22 protein-coding genes and 1 pseudogene are annotated in these 20,773 nt (G+C 45.4%); 3 read left to right on the top strand and 20 right to left on the bottom strand.

Annotated elements, in window-relative coordinates; all coding sequences use genetic code 11:
• Positions 1-16: 16 nt before the first annotated feature.
• Genes AOQ57_RS01820 through AOQ57_RS01810 form a run of 3 tightly spaced genes read right to left on the bottom strand, consistent with a single transcriptional unit; the run spans position 17 to position 2,375 of the window.
• A complete protein-coding gene (locus AOQ57_RS01820) occupies positions 17-973 on the bottom strand; it encodes a zinc-binding dehydrogenase (protein ID WP_093624642.1) in 957 nt (318 codons plus the stop codon).
• On the bottom strand, positions 973-1,605 hold the full coding sequence (locus AOQ57_RS01815) for an ABC transporter permease (protein WP_093624640.1): 633 nt from the start codon (positions 1,603-1,605) through the stop codon (positions 973-975). Before AOQ57_RS01815 ends, AOQ57_RS01820 begins: the two co-directional genes overlap by 1 nt.
• Positions 1,602-2,375 (bottom strand): ATP-binding cassette domain-containing protein, encoded by a 774-nt coding sequence (locus tag AOQ57_RS01810; protein WP_093624638.1) that lies wholly within the window; start codon positions 2,373-2,375, stop codon positions 1,602-1,604. Before AOQ57_RS01810 ends, AOQ57_RS01815 begins: the two co-directional genes overlap by 4 nt.
• Positions 2,376-2,497: 122 nt before the next feature.
• Between AOQ57_RS01810 and AOQ57_RS01805 the strand changes: the two genes are divergently transcribed.
• Positions 2,498-4,240 (top strand): glycerophosphoryl diester phosphodiesterase membrane domain-containing protein, encoded by a 1,743-nt coding sequence (locus AOQ57_RS01805; RefSeq protein WP_093624636.1) that lies wholly within the window; start codon positions 2,498-2,500, stop codon positions 4,238-4,240.
• Positions 4,241-4,256: 16 nt separating this feature from the next.
• Here AOQ57_RS01805 and AOQ57_RS01800 read toward each other — a convergent pair whose 3' ends face one another.
• From AOQ57_RS01800 to AOQ57_RS01725, 16 genes and pseudogenes are all read right to left on the bottom strand, one after another.
• The gene (locus AOQ57_RS01800; protein ID WP_093624634.1) at positions 4,257-4,901 is read right to left on the bottom strand and encodes an ABC transporter permease; all 645 of its coding nucleotides are present in this window, start codon (positions 4,899-4,901) and stop codon (positions 4,257-4,259) included.
• Between the two features lie 46 nt (positions 4,902-4,947).
• Entirely contained in the window at positions 4,948-5,844 is an 897-nt protein-coding gene (locus AOQ57_RS01795) for a glycine betaine ABC transporter substrate-binding protein (protein ID WP_093624632.1), read from the bottom strand.
• 323 nt (positions 5,845-6,167) lie between these two features.
• On the bottom strand, positions 6,168-6,596 hold the full coding sequence (locus AOQ57_RS01790; protein WP_093624630.1) for an OsmC family protein: 429 nt from the start codon (positions 6,594-6,596) through the stop codon (positions 6,168-6,170).
• Complete coding sequence (locus AOQ57_RS01785; RefSeq protein ID WP_093624627.1) at positions 6,597-7,130, bottom strand: GNAT family N-acetyltransferase; 534 nt, start codon at positions 7,128-7,130, stop codon at positions 6,597-6,599.
• Between the two features lie 198 nt (positions 7,131-7,328).
• Positions 7,329-7,511 (bottom strand): annotated as a pseudogene (locus AOQ57_RS01780) (Zn-dependent alcohol dehydrogenase); the annotation flags it as partial.
• A gap of 22 nt (positions 7,512-7,533) precedes the next feature.
• On the bottom strand, positions 7,534-7,995 hold the full coding sequence (locus AOQ57_RS01775) for a flavodoxin (RefSeq protein WP_167336623.1): 462 nt from the start codon (positions 7,993-7,995) through the stop codon (positions 7,534-7,536).
• A 63-nt stretch (positions 7,996-8,058) separates the two neighbouring features.
• Positions 8,059-8,718: an NAD(P)H-binding protein gene (locus tag AOQ57_RS01770; protein ID WP_093624623.1), complete on the bottom strand. Its 660-nt coding sequence runs from the start codon at positions 8,716-8,718 to the stop codon at positions 8,059-8,061.
• 309 nt (positions 8,719-9,027) lie between these two features.
• On the bottom strand, positions 9,028-9,648 hold the full coding sequence (locus AOQ57_RS01765; protein ID WP_093624621.1) for a tyrosine-type recombinase/integrase: 621 nt from the start codon (positions 9,646-9,648) through the stop codon (positions 9,028-9,030).
• Between the two features lie 348 nt (positions 9,649-9,996).
• Complete coding sequence (locus AOQ57_RS01760; protein ID WP_093624619.1) at positions 9,997-10,779, bottom strand: alpha/beta fold hydrolase; 783 nt, start codon at positions 10,777-10,779, stop codon at positions 9,997-9,999.
• Complete coding sequence (citG, locus tag AOQ57_RS01755; RefSeq protein ID WP_093624617.1) at positions 10,763-12,196, bottom strand: triphosphoribosyl-dephospho-CoA synthase CitG; 1,434 nt, start codon at positions 12,194-12,196, stop codon at positions 10,763-10,765. The genes AOQ57_RS01760 and citG overlap by 17 nt, the downstream gene beginning before the upstream one ends.
• 73 nt (positions 12,197-12,269) lie before the next feature.
• Positions 12,270-13,808, bottom strand: a complete 1,539-nt coding sequence (gene citF / locus AOQ57_RS01750; RefSeq protein ID WP_093624615.1) for a citrate lyase subunit alpha — start codon at positions 13,806-13,808, stop codon at positions 12,270-12,272.
• On the bottom strand, positions 13,798-14,697 hold the full coding sequence (gene citE / locus AOQ57_RS01745; RefSeq protein ID WP_093624613.1) for a citrate (pro-3S)-lyase subunit beta: 900 nt from the start codon (positions 14,695-14,697) through the stop codon (positions 13,798-13,800). Before citE ends, citF begins: the two co-directional genes overlap by 11 nt.
• A gap of 2 nt (positions 14,698-14,699) precedes the next feature.
• On the bottom strand, positions 14,700-14,993 hold the full coding sequence (citD, locus tag AOQ57_RS01740; protein WP_093624611.1) for a citrate lyase acyl carrier protein: 294 nt from the start codon (positions 14,991-14,993) through the stop codon (positions 14,700-14,702).
• Position 14,994: 1 nt separating this feature from the next.
• Positions 14,995-16,044, bottom strand: coding sequence for a [citrate (pro-3S)-lyase] ligase (citC, locus tag AOQ57_RS01735; protein ID WP_093624609.1), 1,050 nt, complete (start codon positions 16,042-16,044; stop codon positions 14,995-14,997).
• A gap of 55 nt (positions 16,045-16,099) precedes the next feature.
• A complete protein-coding gene (locus tag AOQ57_RS01730) occupies positions 16,100-17,068 on the bottom strand; it encodes an AEC family transporter (protein WP_093624607.1) in 969 nt (322 codons plus the stop codon).
• A gap of 17 nt (positions 17,069-17,085) precedes the next feature.
• Complete coding sequence (locus tag AOQ57_RS01725) at positions 17,086-18,258, bottom strand: NAD(P)-dependent malic enzyme (protein WP_093624605.1); 1,173 nt, start codon at positions 18,256-18,258, stop codon at positions 17,086-17,088.
• 150 nt (positions 18,259-18,408) lie between these two features.
• Here AOQ57_RS01725 and AOQ57_RS01720 point away from each other — a divergent pair, with 150 nt between their 5' ends.
• On the top strand, positions 18,409-19,353 hold the full coding sequence (locus AOQ57_RS01720) for a sugar-binding transcriptional regulator (RefSeq protein ID WP_093624603.1): 945 nt from the start codon (positions 18,409-18,411) through the stop codon (positions 19,351-19,353).
• Positions 19,354-19,522: 169 nt separating this feature from the next.
• Here AOQ57_RS01720 and AOQ57_RS01715 read toward each other — a convergent pair whose 3' ends face one another.
• On the bottom strand, positions 19,523-19,903 hold the full coding sequence (locus AOQ57_RS01715) for a PaaI family thioesterase (RefSeq protein WP_093624601.1): 381 nt from the start codon (positions 19,901-19,903) through the stop codon (positions 19,523-19,525).
• A gap of 43 nt (positions 19,904-19,946) precedes the next feature.
• Here AOQ57_RS01715 and menB point away from each other — a divergent pair, with 43 nt between their 5' ends.
• Complete coding sequence (gene menB / locus AOQ57_RS01710) at positions 19,947-20,768, top strand: 1,4-dihydroxy-2-naphthoyl-CoA synthase (protein ID WP_093624599.1); 822 nt, start codon at positions 19,947-19,949, stop codon at positions 20,766-20,768.
• Positions 20,769-20,773: the final 5 nt, after the last annotated feature.

The raw sequence follows: 20,773 nt of genomic DNA, 5'->3' as shown, positions 1-20,773 counted from the left end.
GTTACGAGCGACTTTTTTAATCAACCTCAATTACCACTTTCCCCATACATTCCTTCGATGCTAAGTAAGCATGGGCCGTGGGGACTTCTGCTAACTTAAATACCCGGTCAGGTTGTTCTTTAACCTGATACTTCTTTAGGTAGTCAAACATCTCATTAATTCTCACTTCGCTGACATTTCCTGAGTACCCACCCGTTAGGTAAGCTCCCGGTGCGATGTCAAAAATTGGATCAAAGCCTTCCAGAGTCCATTGATTACCTAAGAGGCCGGTGATACATACAATTCCTCCTTCATTGACATGGCGAAAGGTATCCTTAATGGTAGCCGGACCAATTAACTCCAGAACCTTATCAAATCGCCCATTAGTTTGGAGCTCTCCCTGCTGGTCTTCAATCACCGAGGAGAAGCCAAGTTCTCGCATTCGCGTTACCTTAGCTAGTGAGCGGGTTGTTCCCACTACTTCAGCGTTTGGTTCCTTAGCCTTAATTAAGTTTAAAAAGGCGATTCCGACCCCACTGGTACCACCCCGGACTAGGTAGCGATCACCAGGTTTAGGTTGAAGATTTTTAAGTGAAGTATAGGCGGTGAAGTAGGTTTCGGGATAAACAGCTAGTTGAGTCCAGGAAAGGCTGGTGGTAACGGGGTAAATTTGTTGATTGGGTAAGAGGGCGTACTCAGCGTAACTACCATCAAAGGCACGGCCCATCTCCCCCATTAAAGAGACCACAGCTTGCCCTACCGGTAGACGACCTGGATCAGTTGTTTGGGCAATCTCCCCTACTCCTTCAATTCCCAAAATCCGGGGAAAGTGAACGGTTGGTGACTCCCCTTTACGGGTAAAGACCTCAGAGTGGTTGAGGCCAAAGGCATGGATTTTTACTAGCGACCAGCCGGGCTTAACCTGCGGAGTTGGTACGTCAACGTACTTAAGTTGTTCTGGCCCACCGGCTTGGTATATTACAATTGCTTTCATTAGTGGTTCCCCCCTAATCGTGGTTGGTAAACGTGCTGTAGAATTCTGAGAACTGCGATACTAACTAAAGTTAAGGCGACCGTCATGATAATTCCCCATAATAAGGGTGGCATCTGTTGGGTTTGGAGCCCTTCGAATAAGAGCGTTCCCAAGCCGCCAGCGTTAATCGTTGCCGCAATTGTTGCAATTGACATAGTGGAAGCTAATGCCACTTGGAGGCCAGAGAAGATGGTTGGAATGGCTAAGGGAAGTTGGATCTTTAAGAAAACCTGACGGCTAGTCATCCCCATCCCGGTTGCCACTTCAATTAAACTAGGATCAATTGCCCGTAAACCAGTAATGAAGGTTCTTAAGATCACATATTCGCTATAAATGACTAGGACTACCGTCGCCGTGGTATTACCTAGCCCGGTTAGCGGAAGTAAGAGGGCGAAGAAGGCAAAGCTGGGTACCGAGTAGAGAAGAGAAAAAATATAGTTTAAGCCGGTTAACAAGCGATCATGACGTAAGCATAAGAGGACTAAGAGAATGGCAATGACCAGGGCAATTGCCAGTGAGCCGAAGACTAATTGGGCATGCTGAGCGGTATCGGTTAAGATGGTGCTGGCGTTTTGGTTCCAATAACTAATCATTGTAGTTTCCTCCAGAGTTCTTGGTTTCGCTCCTCAGTTGCCAGTAGTTCTTCTACAAAGCCACTAGCCGGGTGTTGAACGATCTCTTGGGGCGTTGCAAACTGTTCGATTTGTCCTGCTTTCATCACCATTACCCGTTGTCCCAAGAAAAGGGCCTCATTGAGGTCGTGGGTAACAAAGAAGAAGGTTTTATCACCTAAAAAAGAAGTGTGAAGTTGCTTAATTTCTTTTTGAAGGTCTAAACGGGTAAGAGCGTCTAGAGCCCCCAAAGGTTCATCAAAGAGGACTAAATCGGGGTTAGCAGCTAAAGCACGAGCTAGCCCGACTCGCTGTTGCTGGCCGCCAGAGAGTTCATTGGGCCAGCGATTCGCATAATCTTGACTTGGTAGCTGAACCAGGTCTAATAATTCATTTACTCGCTTATCAATTTCCGTTGGCGCCCACTTTAAGAGCTTTGGGGTCACGGCAATGTTATCTCTAATTGACATATGGGGAAAGAGAGCAATCTGCTGGACCACGTAGCCAATATGGCGACGGAGGTCAACTTGATTATGGTCAGCTAACGGTTGGCTGTTAATTTTGACGGTCCCACTGGTTGGTGTAATTAGACCATTAATCATCTTTAAAGTTGTGGTCTTCCCCGAACCAGATGAACCAAGAATGGTCACCAACTCCCCTTGTTTGATGGTGAAAGAGAGGTCTGGAATGACAGTATTTTGTCCAAAGCATTTGGTTACGTGGTCAAATTCGATTACGGGTTGTTGGTTCATTGTTTTTAGGCGGTTCCCAGCAGGTATGCCGCCACTCCTTTCTGTGAATATCAAGATTCTGAGGTTAATACCTATCTATCCCGGCTTCGATTATAATAAAGGCTGAAAGTGAGGGGGATGTTGTGATTCTCAAAAATCTGCTTACCGAACTAAAAAAGCACTTTGGTAACTACCTAATTCTGTTGATTACTTTGGAATTATTTAATTTCTATATCTTGATCCCTATTTTTCGGGAAATCACCACCATTATTTTACAAGGCGTTGTTATTCCGTTTGTCTCAGTCACATCTATCCTATCAATTATTACAAACCATCCAGTTTTAACCGTCTGCTTAATCCTCGAGTTAGGGCTACTCCTGTACGCGGTCTACCTCCAATTTACCGTTATCTTGGTGGGAATTGCTGCCATTCGGCAAGGGATTACTTCAATTCGAGCAATTTTATCTTTGACCTGGCAGAAACTAAAGCAGGTGCATTGGTCATCATTTCCCCTCCTCTGCCTTTATTTTATTTTGATTTTACCCGGAGCTGATTTCCTGTATAAAACACCCCTGCTCAGTAAAATTCAAATTCCAGCCTTTATTCAAGATGTAATTGCCAAGAAAGCGGCCCTAGCAGTATTAATGGGAATTTTATATCTGATCATGCTGTACTTGGGCTGGCGTCTTCTCTATACCTTGCCGGGAATGATCTTCGATAATCGGACCAGTCGCCAAGCTATGCGGGACAGTTTTGCTAAAACACGGGGATTGGCTGGATTAAAAGTGCTTGGAATTATCCTTGTAATTAGTGTCGTATCTGCTGGTTTGACCTGGTTATGGAACTTCATCTTGGTCGCTAGTCAGTTTTTGTGGGATTTTTACTCCCACGGTAGGGCGGCTTCCTGGGCGGCTGTAGCAAATCTATCGCTAATCCAGTTGGGTAATGAAATTAGCCTCTTCTTAGTAACAATCGTCACCATTTTATACCTTTTACCACGGGATCTTTCCCTTGGGGAAGTTAACCACACCCGCGGGCGCTTCTTCAACTTGCTGATATGGGGTACCGTTGCAGTTTTTTCACTGGCAACGGTGATTAACAACATCATCTACATGCAGGGATGGGAGAACTATAAGCCAGTTATTATCTCTCATCGCGGGGTCAGTGATGGTAATGGGGTTCAAAATACGATTCCCGCCATGCGGAGGACCGCCAAATTAGGATTAGATTATATCGAGATTGATGTTCACGAGACTAGGGATCATCAATTTGTGGTAATGCACGATGAAAACCTAAAGACCTTAACAGGGGTTGATAAAGCCCCTTACCAACTGACCCTAGCGCAGCTAACTAAGTTGACCGCTAAGGAGAATGGTGCCCGGGCCAAGGTGGTAAGCTTAGATCATTACATGTGGAGCGCTGAAAAGCTGGGGATCGATCTATTAATTGAAATCAAAACAACTGACCACGATAGTAAAAACGCCACTCAGCGCTTCTTAAAGAAGTACCGGACAACAATTTTAAAAAATAAATGGGCTGTCCACAGTCTCAACTATGACGTTGTTAAAGCCGTTGAAAAAGCAGGGATTAAAACTGGTTATCTGATGCCATACAACCTATCCTATCCACAAATTAAGACGAATGCTTATGGAATGGAGTACTCAACCCTTAACCAGGAGTTTGTTACAATGGCCCATTCCCAACACAGACAGGTTTATGCCTGGACTGTCATTGATGCTGACTCTGTCAAGAGCATGCTTTATATGGGCGTGGATGGATTGGTAACCGATGATGTTCAAACCGTTAAACAGGCCGTCAGGGAATATGATGATAATCACTCTTATACCATGCGACTTTGGAATTACTTATCCTTACTTGGGTCATAAGCAAAGTGGGCTTCAGCTAATCAATCACTGGAGCTCTTTTTTGTAGCCTGCCAATCAGGAGATCAAAGCCAACCATGATAAGCAAGGACAAGAGGGTCACACTTCCCCCACCGATTACCACGTCGGCCATGTCATAAAGACCCAATCCGGTGAAAATCAGGGTTCCAAGGCCTCCTGCCCCAATGTAGGTGGCCAAAGTGGCACTGGCAACAATTTCAATTAATGATAACTTGATCCCATTAAGAATATAAGGTAAGGCTAAGGGGACCTTAACTTGCCACAGGAGCTGACTCTCGTTCATCCCCAGGGCGGTCCCCACTTCTTGGTAAACCGAAGCGACCTCATTGAAGCCTAAGATTGTATTGATTAAGATGGGCGGAATCGCTAGAATAATCAAGGCAATTTCAGCGGGAATAATTCCGGTTCCCATTAATGGGATTAATAAGAATAAGAGCCCTAGGCTGGGAATAATCCGGAGTATCTGGGAAAATGAGGAACAGATCAGCGCGACTTTGGGATGGCGTGACCCGAGGTAACCAAGGGGTAAACTAATAATCAGGGCGATTAATAAAACCGATAGGCTGAGGGTTAAGTGTTGGCCAACGTAACCCCAGTACTGCTGACTGTTGAGTTGAAAATAACGAATAATTTGCGAAAGCATCGAGGACCTCCATTTATAAAAAAGGGAGCACCTATGCTCCCCCATCCTACTTCATGTTTTGATTGAACCAATTTTTAGCCACCGTTTGATAGCTTTGCCCATCAACATCAACCTTTTTGTTTAACTGAGTCAATACCTTGGTGGTTAACTTCTTATCAACCCGGTTTAAGGTACTGGCCAGCTTGGGATAGTCTTTTAAAGTTGACTTTTGAACCAACGGTACCAAGTTATAAGCAGGCCATAAATGCTTGTCATCCTTTAAGAGGGTGTACTTATTGCCGTTCGCTAGTTGTCCATCCGTTGTTGAGACCGGGGCGGCATCCCCCTTTCCTTCAGACAGAATTTTATACTTTAGGCTATCATCGTAATCCTTGCTGGACTTGAAATTGAACTTACCATACTTCTTATTCATCCCCGGTAGGGCGTCGGCCCGTTGATCAAATTCGCCTTGAGAAACAAAACGAATCTTACTGGCCTTCTTTTGCAACTCGCTTAAGGTATAAATGTGGTATTTTTTAGCCACTTTAGTTGTGACGGCGATTCCTTGGGAGTCGTTGCCTGGAGCCGGCGTTAAAGTCGTTAATTTGTACTTACTAACTCCCTTTTTAGCGGCGGCTGCAATCTGGCTGGCACTTTTGTTGGCCGTACTCTGCTTCAGATAGGCATCGACAATTGTTCCCGTGTATTCAGGATAGACGTTAACCTGTCCCGATTGAACTGCTCGGAAGACTACCGAATTAGAGATGTTTTGCTTCCGGGTGACTTTGTAGCCAGCTTTTTCCAGTGCGAGGGCGTAAATTTCACTGACAATCTTACTCTCGGTGAAACTCTTGGATCCAACAATAATTGGCTTGGAACTAGTGGCATTCCCCGTTACTGGTAAGGCAAAAGCCACCACTAAGGTAATCGCTAGCCCCGCTAGCCACCGAGACCATTTCTTCATTCCAAAATTCCCTCCTTATTGCTTGTGATTTACACAGTTGTATTAACACTAAAGATCGCCCCTATTCAAGCCTCATGCAATCGGATTAGCTTATTAGAGTTTGTTACTTAGATGGATTATTAGCGACCTTCTAGTTCCCCAATGGTCCGGTAGTTGCTGGGGAGCCTTTGTTTAAGAAGCGAGTCTAGTTAGGTTAACGAGCAAACAGCATCATCCCCCATTTGCTCGGTTAATAAGGCTACCTTATCTTAATCTGTTTACCCTTAGGAAAAGCTAGAATAATCAGTGAGGGCGCTACCAGTTAATCCGGCAACGCCCATTCCTCATCCTTCAATCCGTTCCGCTTTCATTTCAAAGGTAATCCGGTCACTTAAACTGTTGTGGACCGTACAGTACTTGTCCATTGTGTGTAAAAGACGATCAATAGCCGCATCCGATATTGAAGTGGCTAGCTTAACCGTCACCTTAACAGACTTCAAAGCCTTGGCCCGGCTACCAGGAAGGTAGTCAGTCTTCCCAGCGATATCAAGTTCGAAGCGAGTAACATCAAGGTTTTTGTTATTAATGACGTCCTTAGCGGTTAAGGAAAGGCAAGAACCCAGTGCCCCTAAGAGGTATTGAATGGGATTTGGCCCCGCATCAGTACCCTTAGCCGTAACTGGTTCATCAGCAAGCCATTGGTGAGTTCCATCATAATTAAAAGCCTGGTACCCAATTGACCGTAACGTTGTATGAATGTGGTAATCCGTCATCTAATTATCCTCCAGTTCCTTCATTAGAATATAATCGGTTTGTGGATCGTTACCTACCATAAAGGTATGCTGGCTAACTCGTTTAAAACCATAGCGGGCGTAGAGCTTTTGAGCGGGGAAATTATTTTCCCAAACTCCTAACCAAACTCGCGGTACCCCAGAACGTTTGGCTTCTTGTAAGGCAAAGCTTATTATTTGTCGTCCCAGGTGTTGACCCTGATATACTGTTCTTAGGTAAATTCGCTGAAGTTCCATGGCATCAGGATAATCCGGTTCGGTTTGGGCATCTTTCCAACTGAGCTTTAAGAAACCGATGACTTTGCCAGCTTCATCCTTAAAGAAATAGGTATCGGTATTGGGATCCGTCAGCTCCTGGCGCATCATTTCCTCAGTGTAATAGTCCCTTAAAAAGGCCGCCATCTCAGCAGGAGGCGTATTGGTGTTAAAGGTCGCCTTAAAGGTTTCCCGGGCTAATTGTTGAAGGACCTGCATCTGATCTTTTGTTGGTGTTACTAACTCTGGATGTATTTTCATGATGATGTTCCTCCGTTTTGGACCATTATATACCGATGAATGAGCTTTGTCGGGAGATTTATCTGAGGGATCTGAAATACTTTTTCTTCGGTAGTAATCAAAACCCGCTAAATTCAAAGTTTGAGTTTAGCGGGTTTCATACTATTCACTTATGATAATCAAGGGCTTAATCGCCTTACGTTGGTCCATAGCGTCATAGGCTTCGTGGCCGGTCGTCGTTCCATGTTCACGACTGTTAATTCCCCGGAACCACCAGAGATCTGACCCACATACGCAGGCTCGAACAATCTTTAAAATCGCATCCGTTGATTCTTCAATTGTTGGGTGGTCAATTTCATGAACTTCCATTTTGCCTGGTTCCATAAAGACCGCAGCTTTCATTTTTACCATAATAATCTTCCCGCTACTTTGCCTTTGTTATCATATTAATCCAGTTATCAAGATTTACCTGGTTTTCTTGGCCAGCTAAGACTTGGTGCTCCCCTGCCCAATCGACAAAGACAGCTTCAAAGTTACCTGCGCTCCCGGCATCGGTGTAAAAAGGTGCCAGTGCCCCCTTAAAATTATCAAGTTGTGATAAGAAGACCCTTACTGGAACCGCTGGGTGTCCTGACCAGACGGGCGAACCGACTAAAATAAGGTCATAAGTTGCTAGGTTTGGTAAAGGATTAACCAGGGGTGGATAGTTTCCACTGGTCAACTGCCGAGTTGCTTGATCTGAAGTTGCATACATATCGGTTGCCGAATAGGTTCCTTCAGGGACCGTAATCAAGTAGCGATCAGCATTTGGTAAGCGGTCAGCAATTTGATCCGCCAACCGAGCTGTCCGCCCTGACCAAGAATAGGTAGCAATTAAAATTTTCATTGTCAGTCCCCCATATTCATCATTGACCCATCAATATCGTGAATTCATGCTAAGTTAAAGTAATTAGTAAACGGGTCGGTTTTCGCCTTGTGTATCGGGATCCCCAATTCCAAGGCTATCATGGCTCCCCAAGGTTGGGTCTGCGATAATCCGACAGACCACGTCGGCAATGCTTTGCCGGGATGCGGACACCCCAATGAACTCGTCGTGACGGTGGGTCAGAGTGTACTTGACTTCTGGGCGGTCGTTTAACCATGGTAGGCGCAGGGTGGTGTAATCCAAACCAGATTCTACTAACATTTGGTCAGCAAGAACTGGCGCCGTTCCGGTTGGCTCACCATCAAAGCAGTATTCTCGGTTCCAACGACCAAACTCACCTGGAACCTCGTTGTAAAGGCCCAAGAGGCTAGTTTCAACAATACGGGTAAAACCGTTTTTTTTAGCAGCAGCTAAGATCCCCTTGGTTGGTCGATTAGTGTCATCATGGTCAACCACGGCTAGCCAAACAAGGTCGGCATCCTTAGTGGCCTTAATTATATCAGCGGGATTAGTAACATCTCCTTCGACCAGCGTTACCCGTGAATTTTTTGCTAGGCGTACCAAGCGGTTAGCCCGACGAAGCATCAAGGTCAAGTTAACATTCTTAAATTTTTCTTCATTTAAGAGTCGATCTTCAACTAAGCGGGTAATTTGACCGTTAGCAGCTAAAATTGTTACATTCATTTCCGTTCCTCCTTTTATAACAAAACGTATAAAGTGGTTAGGTTAAAAGCCTTCGGAATTGAAACAAAGTCACGATGGCTTTCATTGGTGATGATTCATCTCATGTTCGCTAACCATAGTCATGACCCTTTCTGGTGCTGCCTAGTTCCAATATCTCACTAGGCTACAGAAGATCATTGATGATCAATAGCCCCGTGCCCGAATTACTTAGGTCATTATAGGAAAAGATCAAATGAATGTTAAATGCTTACTTCAAGATAATGTTAATACCTTAAATGCATCGTCGAAATAATTTTACATAATATAATTTTAACCAAGACCGCCAAAGTCAATCTGGTCTAACAGGTCTTCCCTGCTTTGCTGGTCAAGCCCTAGGTAAGCAAGGGTCATGGCCTCGCTCGAGTGGTTAAGTAACTTCATAACGAGTCCAATGTTGTAGTTAGACTGAACATAGACCCGATAAGCACCAGTCTTGCGCATTGTGTGGGTACCTAGGTAGTTCAGGCCTAATAAATCACCAACCTTATGCATCACTTTGTAATACTGATGTTCAGTGATATGGCGCTCGGGACGCTGAAAGGAAGGAAAAAGCCATTCACTGGTGTAAACCTGGCAGTTGGGGTTAGCCAACTGGTAATTGGTTAACCAGCGGGCGTAGCGTTTTAAGTCCTTTTCAACTGGCTTTAAATAAAGCGTATTTTGCTTGTGGGTCTTCTTGTCAACAATGAAAGCATTGCGCCGAACCTCTCCTTCCTCATCAAAGACATCGGCTTTCCTTAGGGCAATCACATCTGATACCCGCAGAAGGGTTGCCTTTCCAACTTGGAAGATCGTGTAATTACGCTGACCAAACTTAAAGTTATCACGCAGGGTCGCTAAAACCTGTGCTAACATCTGTGAGTCTTTTATAGGGAGCACTAATTGCTTCAAAAAATCCCTTCTTTCTTAGGGCCTGTTTTTTCGTTATTCATAATTATAGTCCCCATCATTAAAAAGGTCAATTTTAGATGCCGGTTTAATAGGCTTTTCAGGGGCCTATAATATAGAAATAGGCCCCGTTTTTTGGCGAAATTACCTTCAAAAGACAAATTCGCTCTCAGACAAAATTTAAACGTAGTTAACGGGTACTCGTACGTTTCATTATCGCTGAGGCACTAAATCTAAAAGTGAAGTTAATGGCGAGTTGTGTGGTTTGATTTATTTACATAATATAATTTGTTGAAATGTGCTTCTAACAAAAAAGAGACCCTGACAACTTTGTCAGGGTCTCTTGTAAGTTTAGTTAAGTTTCGCTAGGAAGTTTTCAACGACCTGATTAAATTTATCTACCTGCTCTGCCATTATTACGTGGCCACTTTGATCAATTGAAACGTGTTCCACAGCGGGATTGTCTTTTGCCACCATCGCATAGGAGGAACGATAAAAGGGACTCTGGTTGGCAGTAATTAGTAGGGTTGGAACGGTAGTGGTAGCCAAGGTCTTACGAAAATCGTGACGGGCTACATCGGCGAGTAGCTTTCGATTTGCATCTCGGTCAAATGGAAACTGTCGCTTGACGACACTGAGCATGTCAAAAACGTGACGATCAATCCCGTTGAGGGTTTCTGAACGCTCCGGTGCCATCAACCCTTGGACATAATTGGCCCGGGTAACCTTCATAAAACCATAGGGCCAACTCGGTGTGTTAATCAGGTAGGGACTTTGATCGACAGCTATCGCCCCAGCAAGGTCAAACGCTGGATATTGGGTTAAAAAATCATAAATGACACTGGCTCCCATCGAGTGACCAATCAGTACCGGTTTCTTAATCGTCGTTAGTTCCAAAAGTTCCTTGAGGTCCTTGCTAAGACGGTGGATGCTCGCTAAGTTTGGGTCAAATTGGGAAGCACCGTGATTACGTTGGTCATAAGCAACAACATGGTAGCCTTTGCTAGAGAAGTACTCTAATTGTCGGGTCCATACCTGCTGGTAGCCGCCAAAACCGTGAATAAAGATTAAGGACTGCCCCGTTCCCGCTTGCTGGTAGTTTAATTTGATTCCATCATCAGTTATTAGGTTCATTAGGGTCCCCCGCTTTCATTACCAACTTTAAGAAGATGGTGATGATCAATAGATCGGCTGCTCCACCCAAACTGAGATGGCGTTTGGAAAAGACTTGCTCAAGCTGTTTTAAGAAATCTCTTCCCGTCGACGTAGTCAAACCACCTAATTCAAAGAATTGATCCAACTGTTGGTTCTTCCAGTCAAGAATTGCCGGGTCTCCAGCTCGCTTAATCAACGTTGAATCCGCTGTGTGACGGGCGAGACATAAAAAGGCGTCCAGCTGCTGGTCGTTTTGGGAAGTAAGATTACTATTGAGTAAGGCAGGAAGCCCAAAGTTAAAGACGGTCGGGAAGCCACTGGCTGCTTCCCCGCGGATTCCGGTCTGACCATAGGCAAGGTATTGCTGTTCCCCGGCCGTTAGGTCCTGGCCCTTACGTAGGTCGTTGAGATCAGTCGTCAGTAGGTTCACTAGCATTGCCTGGACGATCTGCTGGATATTTTCTTGGTTAATTTCCCGGCCCTCCTTCATCAAGGCACCAAGAGCCCCGGTCAAAATTCCCAATGAAAAAATGGTTCCCTTATGGGTATTCACCCCATTGGTAGCGGCAAACATTGTTACCTCTGCGGCTTGGCCCAGTTGGCGAAGTTGATTGAATAGTTTTGGCCAGGGCTGACCAAGTGGAAAGTTAAGACCGACCATGGCAGACTTATAGAAATAAGGGCGCAAGCTAGTCGAACTCTTAATGAAGGTAAAGACATCCATGTCTGGGTGAGCCTTGTGCTCAACAGGATCGACTAGACCAGGCTTTGGCCAGGTAACAACTTCGCTTAGCATGGCTTCGACTGCCAAATCGGCTAATTGTTTAGCATGCTGTTGGCGACCTGCCTGTTGATGACCTTGTTCAATCAAGTCTGCTACCTGCGCTTGGAGTTCCTCGACACTATGACGGCGTGAACGCCCGCACTCTTTTGCTGGTCGACCACAGATTAAGCAAGTTCGAACTGGCAGGTTAAATTCACCCCGGGAAAGGGAGTGGGGTTCACCGTGATCATTAATCAAGACATCAAGATCAAAGAGCCGATTGAAGGGCGTTGCTTCTTCAAATGAAACAGTCCCCCGCTTTACGTCAGTTCCATTCCCATATAATAGGTAGAAACTTTCTGGTCCCGTTGAGGATTCTAACCGCGATGTCTGAAGCTCAAAGCTTTGTCCGGTTTTCATCCATTGATCCTCTAATCTTTGCGTCCCCCGCTCAAAAAAGGACCGAATTGCCTTGCTGTTCTTCACAGGACCGGGAATATTTAACTTACAGGTGACCACCACTTGATGCGGGTTCTCTTGCAACAGGTTTGCTTGAACTTTCGCGCGCCGATCTCGGTTGGCTAAGACGGCGGGAATATCTTGTTGTGGTCCGTCAAATACCTTACTCTCCATGTGTTTTACCCCTTTTTTTATTTTATGTATTACAAAGGGCCAGTCCTAACGAACTGGCTCTTTGGTGAATGAATTAATCCTTAATTTGCTTGATAGCGTCGATTAGGCTACCGTCACGGTATTCAACCAGGCCGACTACGCGATCCGTGTATTCAACCGGAGCAGGTTGGCCAACTGTCTTTTCGGCACGTTCTTGCAATTCTTCAATTGAAACAATTGGCAAGCTAGGAACCTTACTGAAGGCTTCAACTAGGTCCTTCCGAGCAGGGTTAATGGCAATTCCCACTTCAGTAACCAAGACGTCAATTGAAGCACCTGGCGTTGTTACTGAGTTAACCTTTGGAACTACCGTTGCGATCCGCCCACGAGTCAAAGGTGCGGAAATAATGGTCATCTTAGCGGTCCCAGCATCTTGGTGACCACCAACGGCTCCCCGGATTTCACCGTTGGAACCAGTCAAAACGTTAACGTTAAAGTCAGTATCGATTTCAAGGGCAGACAAGATGCAGACATCCAATTGATCAACCATGGCTCCCTTGTTTTCCGGATCGGCGTACCATGAAGCATCAATTTCAGCTTGGTTCTTGTTACTCTTCATTGAAGAAGCAGCACCCTTATCAAAGTCTTGAACGTCCATGACCTTCTTAACGAGTCCGGCTTCCAAGAGGTTAACGATTGGCGAGGTTGTCCCACCACAGGTGAAGGAAGCCGTGATACCGGCCTTCTTCATTGATTCACCAAGGAACTTCGTAACTGCTAAGGAAGCACCACCAGTCCCGGTTTGGAAGGAGAAGTCCTGCTTAAAGTATGGTGAGTGAGTGATAACGTCATTAACCATACGAGCGATCTTCAATTCCTTAGGGTCCTTAGTGAACCGCGTAGCTCCGCTTCCGATTCGGTCTGGGTCACCAACTCGGTCAACCTTAACCACGTAATCAACCTGGGTCTGTTCAATTGAAGCAGGAGTGTTTGGGTAGTCAACGATCGTGTCAGTTAATAAGACAACCTTGTTAGCGTATTTGGCATCAATCATGGCGTAACCCATTGAACCAAAGGCTGATTCACCTTCCATCCCGTTAGCATTGCCTAAACGGTCAGCATTCGGGACCCCTAAGAAGGCCACGTCAATCTTGATATTACCGTTTTCGATCGACCGAGCCCGGTTCCCGTGTGAGCGGAAGATAACTGGATTCTTCATGAGACCGTGAGAAACGGCTTCCCCAAGTTCTCCCCGCATCCCAGAAGTTGTAATGTTAGTAACCGTTCCGGCCTTGATGGCTTCGATTACCTTTTCGTTCATTACGTTGGTCAACGAAGAAGGAGCTAACGTCAAATCCTTGTAACCTAACTTGATGATCCGATCCATCACCATGTTAAAGACAAAGTCCCCTTCACGGAAGTGGTGGTGGAATGAAATGGTCATACCATCACTGAGGCAATCCTTGATAACCTCATCAATAGATGATACTAACTTATCATCTCCAGTGGAAACCCGAACCTTTGGTGCAACCCGGCTGATAACTGGGTTACCAATTTCCGTAGATTCGTAGGGTTGATAGTTAAATTCCTTCATTTCATTTTCGGGAAGTTCCCGTCCTAAACTATTCTTCAATGAATTCACCCTCCTCAGTGATCAAATTTGATGCCTTAGCTAAACGCAGAACCCGTTGAGCACGCAGAACAACTGGCCGGTCAACCATTTGTCCGTTCATTGAGATAACCCCTGAACCATTGCGGTGGGCCTCTTCAATAGCAGCTTCAACGTCCAAGGCGTTTTCAATTTCCTTTTTCGTTGGTTGGTAAACATCGTTAACCCATTCAATCTGACGTGGGTTGACGAGGGACTTCCCATCAAAGCCCAGCTCGTGGATGTGTTCAGTTTCACGCTTGAATCCTTCAACGTCATTCATGTTGGTGAAGACGGTGTCGAAAGCAGCAATTCCGGCTGCCCGGGCAGCGTGTAGGATCATGTTACGAGCAAATTCAAGCTCTGCCCCGTCTGGGTAACGGTGCGTCTTCATGTCCGTCGTGTAATCTTCAGCTGAAAGTGCCAGCCCAATCATCCGGTCAGTTGATTCGGCAATTTCAAGGGCCTTTACAACCCCGCGAGCGGATTCAATCGCCGCCATGACCTTCGTGCCGGTTACGCCAAACTTGGCTTCGGCTTCTTCGATCACTTTGACAAGGTCAAGCATCATTTGAGCAGATTCAACCTTCGGTAAGCGAACAACATCAATGCCCGCCTTAACCATGGCAAAAACATCATTTTTGAAGTACGGGGTATCAACACCGTTGACCCGAACAACAAGTTCAGCATCGCCATAATCTTGACTCTTCAATGCTTCGTAAACAAGGACCCGTGCAGCGTCCTTTTGGGAAAGAGAAACGGAGTCTTCCAAGTCAAACATAATTGAATCGGCGCCGTAAATTCCGGCATCCTTAACCATCGCCGGATTATTTCCGGGCACAAACATCATTGTTCGACGTAAACGTTCTTCCATTATTAGAACACCTCCCATGCTGGTTGATCGCTAGTTTCAAGAGCTCGTTGGGCAGCAGCTAAGGCCCGGGCCTTTACAACACAATCTAACGCACCCTTATCAATTGCTTTGACGTTGGCATTGGTGATACCTGTTGCCACCAGGGTGTCAGTAATTACCTTTTTGATTTGGTCTCCATAAAGAGAAGCGACGGATGAATCTAGGTCAATATTAATGCCATCTTGACCGGCACTGATTGTAATCTGGATATCGGATGACTCCAGGGTGCCCGCCATGGCGGTAGTTTTGATTTCCATTTTAAAATCCTTTCTGTTGATGTGTGGTTAACCGTGCTTGAAGAATGGGTAAATTTGCCTTTAGAAAGGCGAAAGTACTGGTTGGCAAGTCGCATTTAACATCTTCCAACCGGCCCTCTTTGATAGCTTGACGAATACGGGTTGCTGATATCACATCCCCGTTGTTACTTTGACAGCGAGGAATGACGTGAAGGGTTACCGTCGGTGGTAGAACTTCGGCCAACGCTTGGTTGTAGTTTTCAGTCGTCTTAGAATGGGGCTCAGATCCAACGTATCGATCAGTGATCCCAAGTGCTGGGGCGATCTGTTGTTTAAAAAGTTGAGCATCCAAGTGTGCTTGGTAATCACCAATTTCTTGGTCAGACTTTAAAAAGTATGCAGGGAAAGTGGCGGGACTAATTTGATAATCTCCCCCGTCAACGACAACAACGTTTGAGAGATCCTTGACCCCTGCTTCCACCAGCTCCTTGCGCTCGGTGGTTTTAAATAGAGAGACGTCATTGCTAACCACGAAAAGGTAAACTAAGGCACTGTTCCGTGACGCCTGTTCAACTAGGTAGCGATGTCCCTTCGTAAAGGGGTTGGCGTTCATTACAATTGCCGAAATCGTCCCAGTTTCAGTTGAAGAATGTTTAATTTGGTTAAGGTAATCTTTGATCGTTGGCATCCCAGTTTCCAGCAGGGATGCCTGAGGTGTGTGGGCAAGTAATTGAAAACCCACGTGTTGAAAACTTGCTTCATATTCTGGTTTGGTAAAAACAAACAGGTGATAGTGTCCTCGCTGGGCCGCTAATTCAGTTAGGTGGCTGACAACAATGTTGAAAGTCGTCCCAGCTTGACGATGATTCTCATCGATCGCCAAGTATTTGAGAACATGCCCCGCAAGAGAACCAGTTGCAATTACCTCGCCTTCTTCGTCAAGCCAAAGGCTGGTCGTGTCAATGGCTTCAAGGTCAGCGGCTGAAAAACCGGTGATGCCATTACTTTCTAAAAACTGTTGCCATAAATGGCGATAACGACGGTTTTTGACGTCAACTTCTTTGACTTCCATTGTGCGAACCCCTCCTCCAACAATTTACTCATTGATAATCATGCGCTATTGCCTACTATAACGATAAGAGTCCCATGATGATTGGCACTACGATAACGAATAAGCATGAGGTAGCGACAACCAGGCTGGTTGCAAACTTTACATCACTGTGATATTGATCCGCCAAAATTGGTAAGACGGCAAATGTTGGTGTAGCGGATTGAATAATCAAGGTCTTTGAGAACATGTCAGTCATGTGAATGTGAATTCCATGGGCACCAACGTAAATGATGGCAAACATAATGATTGGTGAGATAATAAAGCGCCCAAAAATTGCAAGGTTTAAACTCTTACCGAAGTGAACACTCTTAATCCCAAAGTCCTTCAACATAATCCCAATGTAAATTAATGATAACGGTGTAACTAAGGCGCCGATATCCGTTAAAGTGGTGGTGATAAAGGTTGGTAATTGGGTTGAAGCGTTCGGCATCCAAATTAAGAACGGAATTGCAACAATGAACCCCCACAGTGGTGCGGGTAAGAAATGCTTCCAATCAATGGAAACCTTACCCTTGGTCGTTGGATCGTAGGCAGCAATTATCCAGACCCCAAAGGTCCAAATTACAATTGTATTAACAATATAATAAACCAGGAGATACGGAATGGAAACATTCCCAAACAGTGCAATGTTTAAAGGTAACCCAATAAATACGGTGTTAGCTCCGTTGATCCCGATTATCATCAGCCCACGTTGATTGGCTGGAACTCGGAAGACAGACACAATCAACCAACTAATGGCGAAACCAATCGCAAAAGCAATAATTGTATAAATAAGTCCAACGGATAACGACTTAAGTTGGGAGATCTTAAAACGATCCAGCATCGATATGAAGATGCTACATGGTAAGGCAACCTTCATGATGATTTGGGAAAGTGCTTTGGAAAAGCTTTCGTCAAACCATCCTCTTCCCTTACAAATGTAGCCGATCGCCATCATAATGATGATCGACAAAACACTTTGAATTGATGTCCAAAATACAGCCATTGTAAATTCACTTCCTGTTAATCTTTTCTATCCTTTTGCTTGGCGAAGTCGACAACTGCAGTGGTAACGGCGTTAACAACTCCGTTATCGAAGACACCAGGAACAATCTTGTCGGCCGTTGGTTGGTCAACAAGGGATGCTAATCCCCGGGCAATGGCTGCTTCAAGCTCAAAAGAAACCTTTTTGATATTCGTTTTTAAAAGTCCACGGAATAAACCTGGGAAGGCCAGAATGTTATTGACTTGGTTAGGGTATTGACTAGAACCAGTTGCGATCACTGCAGCTCCGGCTTCTTTAGCAACAGCCGGATCAATTTCCGGAACTGGGTTGGCTAAAGCAAAGATAATCGGGTTCGCCGCCATCCGTTTAACTTGTTCAGCTGATAAAACGTTAGCATCGGACAAACCGATAAATACGTCTTGTCCCTCAATTGCTTCATCAAGGGATGCGAAGTGCTCTTGAACCGCACTCTTAGCCGCAACGTCTCGTTGGTACTGATTATAACGTTGGTCATCTTTTGCCACCGGGCCATCAATATCCACAAGGGTTAAATTCTTTATCCCGACTTCCAGAAGTAACCGAGCAGTTGCAACCCCAGAAGCACCAACCCCATTCAGTAGCACGTGCATATCGGTCAAGTTCTTGTTGACAACCTTTGCAGCGTTAATTAGAGCAGCTAAGACAACAATTGCGGTCCCTTCTTGGTCGTCATGGTAAACGGGAATGTCTACCTCTTGTGCGAGCTTTTCCTCGATTTCAAAACAGCGTGGTGCTGCTATGTCTTCAAGGTGAAAACCGGCAAAAGAAGTAGCAATTGTCTTTAGCGTCTTAACAAAGTCATCAACGGGAACTTGATCCAGGGTAAGTGGAATCGCATCAACTCCGGCTAAATCCTTGTACAGGAGCGCCTTCCCTTCGATAATCGGTAACCCACCGGCCGGACCGATATTACCAAGTCCTAAGACGGCCGAACCATCAGTTACCATGGCAACCAGCTTACCGCTTATCGTGTACTTCTTCTTGGCAGCTGGATTATGCTCAATTAACTTTGAAATCTCTGCCACCCCAGGGGTGTACGCCTCACCGAGTTCAGTTCGGTTTGTAACGTCAAAGCGAGGAGAAATGCTCAAGACTCCCTGCTCTTTGCCCCCGTGAAGCCGAAAAACTTCATCGTTTTCATTTTCAGGCATTTTGTTTGCCTCCTTTCGATATTTGGATACTAACACCGTTTTTAAAATTTTGCAAATATAAATGTGATATTTTAAATATTTAAAACAAAATAGAACGTATTGGGTGGGCATTGTGCTATAATAGAAAAAATTAAACGGGAGGTTTCTTAGATGGATGATAAAGAACATGCACTGCTACTGGCAAGTATTGCCCAGGATTTTTACCTGAGTAAGCTTCCCGTCAGCGACATCACTAAAAAGTACGATCTAAGTCGCTATTTAATTACTAAATACCTTGATGAAGCCTTGGCGCGTGGAATTGTGGATATTAACATCCACACTGATTATGCTAGAAGCGCTAGGTTAGAAAAACAATTAAGCCAAATCTTTCCGATCAAGCACCTCTACATTCTTCGTGAACCGGCTAGTCCCTCGAAACGTCAAGGAATCCTTGCTAGCTTCGCTGCCCACCAAATTCAAGCACTGATTAGTCAGTCCCACATTGTTGGCCTTACCTGGGGCGAAGCCGTTTTTGCCGTTCTCGATGCCTTCAGTCGCCAGGAAGTTGATAACCTTACTTTTACGCAGTTCTTAGGTGAAAACATGAAGTATAATTCATCTTCCGGCTCGATGCGAATGGTTCAAAAAGCTGCCTCAAGTTATGATGTTGCCTATACAACCATTCCTGGTCCCTTATATATCATCAACGATCAGGTTCGAAGTGGCCTTTACCAGGAACCATCGATGACGGAGGCCTTTCAAACCGCCGGTAAGATGGATTTGCTGTTGTCAGGATTGGGGACCATTGAATCCATAAATTCAATCCCTGCTTGGCGTTCAAGCAAGCAAGCAATTTTTCCTGGGGTTGATTTGACTCAAGTTGCTGGAATGGCCTTTGGCCGCCCATATGATATTAATGGTCAGTTCTTAGTTGATCAGGAGCACGATAAAACATTCTCCCTTCCACTAGAACAAATCCTTCGTGTCCCCCACCGAATGGCGGTAGTTCAACGGCGAAGCAAGGCCTCCGCTGTTTTAGGGGCGCTCCGGGGTGGTTTCTTTACTGACATGATTCTTACAGAAGCAATTGCGATAAAGCTTCAAAAGCTCTTATAAGCTAGAAAAACACACTCCCTCTGCTAGGAAGTGTGTTTTTAGTTTGAACGTAAATTAGATCGATTATCTCATATATTTACATAATATAATTATATACAAATAAGAAAGCGGGCGTTTCCCTAATGGAAAACGCCCGCTTTCTTATTATAGTAGTCAATGGGTAGGTAGATTAATGTTTCCGGGGCCCGGGCGTGGCGACGTTAATCAGGGTTACTACCGCCGTTGCCGTTAAGCGGCCGTTAACCGTGAGTCGGACTTGCCAGGTCTGGAGGTTTTGCCCTACATGGTCAGGGGTCGCAACCGCCAAAATCACCCCTTCGCGTATCGCTTGAATGTGTTGTGTGGTAACATTAACTCCGACTGCAATCTGAGCGGAGGTGAGGTTAGCGTTAGCCCCTAGGGAAGCCGCTGTTTCGGCAAGAACGGTATTGATCCCCCCGTGAACAATTCCATAGGGTTGTAAGTGCTTTGCTTCGACCTTCATGGAGAGTCTAACCAGGTCACGTTGGACTAGATCCTGGTGAATGCCTAGGTTTTTCAATAGATTCATTTTGTTTGTACCTCTATATAATATGTTTGAAAGGGAGTTTATTATGACAAGTGCTAACTGGACACAAGTAAAGCAGTATTCCGAAATTATTTTTGAACGCGATGACAAGATCGCCAAAATCACGATGAACCGGCCGGAAAAGCATAATGCCTTCACCCCGGTGACAGTTGCCGAAATGATCGATGCCTTCTCCATCTGTCGTGATGATAGCACAATTGGTGTGATTATTCTCACTGGTGCCGGTGATAAGGCCTTTTCTTCTGGTGGTGATCAATCTGTTCGGGGGAATGGTGGCTACGTTGGCCCCGATCATATCGCACGCTTGAATGTCTTAGACCTGCAGCACTTGATTCGGATCATCCCTAAGCCGGTCATTGCCATGGTTAAGGGGTGGTCAGTTGGAGGCGGCAACGTCTTGCAGCTAGTTTGTGATCTAACAATCGCCGCTGACAACGCCATGTTTGGTCAAACAGGACCCAAAGTTGGTTCCTTTGATGCCGGTTATGGATCTGGTTACCTGGCTCGGGTAATTGGACACAAGCGGGCTAAGGAGGTTTGGTTCTTAAATCACTTCTACACGGCCGAGGAAGCCTATCAGATGAATTGGGTTAATAAGGTGGCGCCCTTAGATAAAGTTGAATCGGTAACTCTTGACTGGTGTCATGAGATTTTGAAGAAGTCCCCGACCGCTCTACGCTTCATCAAGGCTGCTATGAACGCCGACACTGACGGTTTAGCCGGATTACAGCAGTTTGCTGGTGATGCCACGATGCTTTACTACACGACGGACGAAGGTAAAGAAGGGCGTGACGCTTTTAATCAAAAGCGTGAACCAGACTTTGACCGCTTCCCGAAGTTTCCGTAGGATTC

The organism is Limosilactobacillus gorillae (genome assembly GCF_001293735.1).
In the GTDB taxonomy this organism is placed as follows: Bacteria; Bacillota; Bacilli; order Lactobacillales; family Lactobacillaceae; genus Limosilactobacillus; species Limosilactobacillus gorillae.
Note: the sequence above shows the minus strand (reverse complement) of the source record. Positions and strands in the feature narration are given on the sequence as shown.

Excerpts from the sequence above, each read along its gene's own strand:
- citD (WP_093624611.1), bottom strand. The coding sequence starts at position 14,993 with ATGGAAATCAAAACTACCGCCATGGCGGGCACCCTGGAGTCATCCGAT.
- AOQ57_RS01810 (WP_093624638.1), bottom strand. The coding sequence starts at position 2,375 with ATGAACCAACAACCCGTAATCGAATTTGACCACGTAACCAAATGCTTT.
- menB (WP_093624599.1), top strand. The coding sequence starts at position 19,947 with ATGACAAGTGCTAACTGGACACAAGTAAAGCAGTATTCCGAAATTATT.
- citE (WP_093624613.1), bottom strand. The coding sequence starts at position 14,697 with ATGGAAGAACGTTTACGTCGAACAATGATGTTTGTGCCCGGAAATAAT.
- AOQ57_RS01795 (WP_093624632.1), bottom strand. The coding sequence starts at position 5,844 with ATGAAGAAATGGTCTCGGTGGCTAGCGGGGCTAGCGATTACCTTAGTG.
- AOQ57_RS01770 (WP_093624623.1), bottom strand. The coding sequence starts at position 8,718 with ATGAATGTAACAATTTTAGCTGCTAACGGTCAAATTACCCGCTTAGTT.
- AOQ57_RS01715 (WP_093624601.1), bottom strand. The coding sequence starts at position 19,903 with ATGAATCTATTGAAAAACCTAGGCATTCACCAGGATCTAGTCCAACGT.
- AOQ57_RS01730 (WP_093624607.1), bottom strand. The coding sequence starts at position 17,068 with ATGGCTGTATTTTGGACATCAATTCAAAGTGTTTTGTCGATCATCATT.
- AOQ57_RS01815 (WP_093624640.1), bottom strand. The coding sequence starts at position 1,605 with ATGATTAGTTATTGGAACCAAAACGCCAGCACCATCTTAACCGATACC.
- AOQ57_RS01760 (WP_093624619.1), bottom strand. The coding sequence starts at position 10,779 with ATGAACCTAATAACTGATGATGGAATCAAATTAAACTACCAGCAAGCG.
- citC (WP_093624609.1), bottom strand. The coding sequence starts at position 16,044 with ATGGAAGTCAAAGAAGTTGACGTCAAAAACCGTCGTTATCGCCATTTA.
- AOQ57_RS01790 (WP_093624630.1), bottom strand. The coding sequence starts at position 6,596 with ATGACGGATTACCACATTCATACAACGTTACGGTCAATTGGGTACCAG.
- AOQ57_RS01720 (WP_093624603.1), top strand. The coding sequence starts at position 18,409 with ATGGATGATAAAGAACATGCACTGCTACTGGCAAGTATTGCCCAGGAT.
- AOQ57_RS01725 (WP_093624605.1), bottom strand. The coding sequence starts at position 18,258 with ATGCCTGAAAATGAAAACGATGAAGTTTTTCGGCTTCACGGGGGCAAA.
- AOQ57_RS01820 (WP_093624642.1), bottom strand. The coding sequence starts at position 973 with ATGAAAGCAATTGTAATATACCAAGCCGGTGGGCCAGAACAACTTAAG.
- AOQ57_RS01785 (WP_093624627.1), bottom strand. The coding sequence starts at position 7,130 with ATGAAAATACATCCAGAGTTAGTAACACCAACAAAAGATCAGATGCAG.
- AOQ57_RS01775 (WP_167336623.1), bottom strand. The coding sequence starts at position 7,995 with ATGAAAATTTTAATTGCTACCTATTCTTGGTCAGGGCGGACAGCTCGG.
- AOQ57_RS01800 (WP_093624634.1), bottom strand. The coding sequence starts at position 4,901 with ATGCTTTCGCAAATTATTCGTTATTTTCAACTCAACAGTCAGCAGTAC.
- citG (WP_093624617.1), bottom strand. The coding sequence starts at position 12,196 with ATGGAGAGTAAGGTATTTGACGGACCACAACAAGATATTCCCGCCGTC.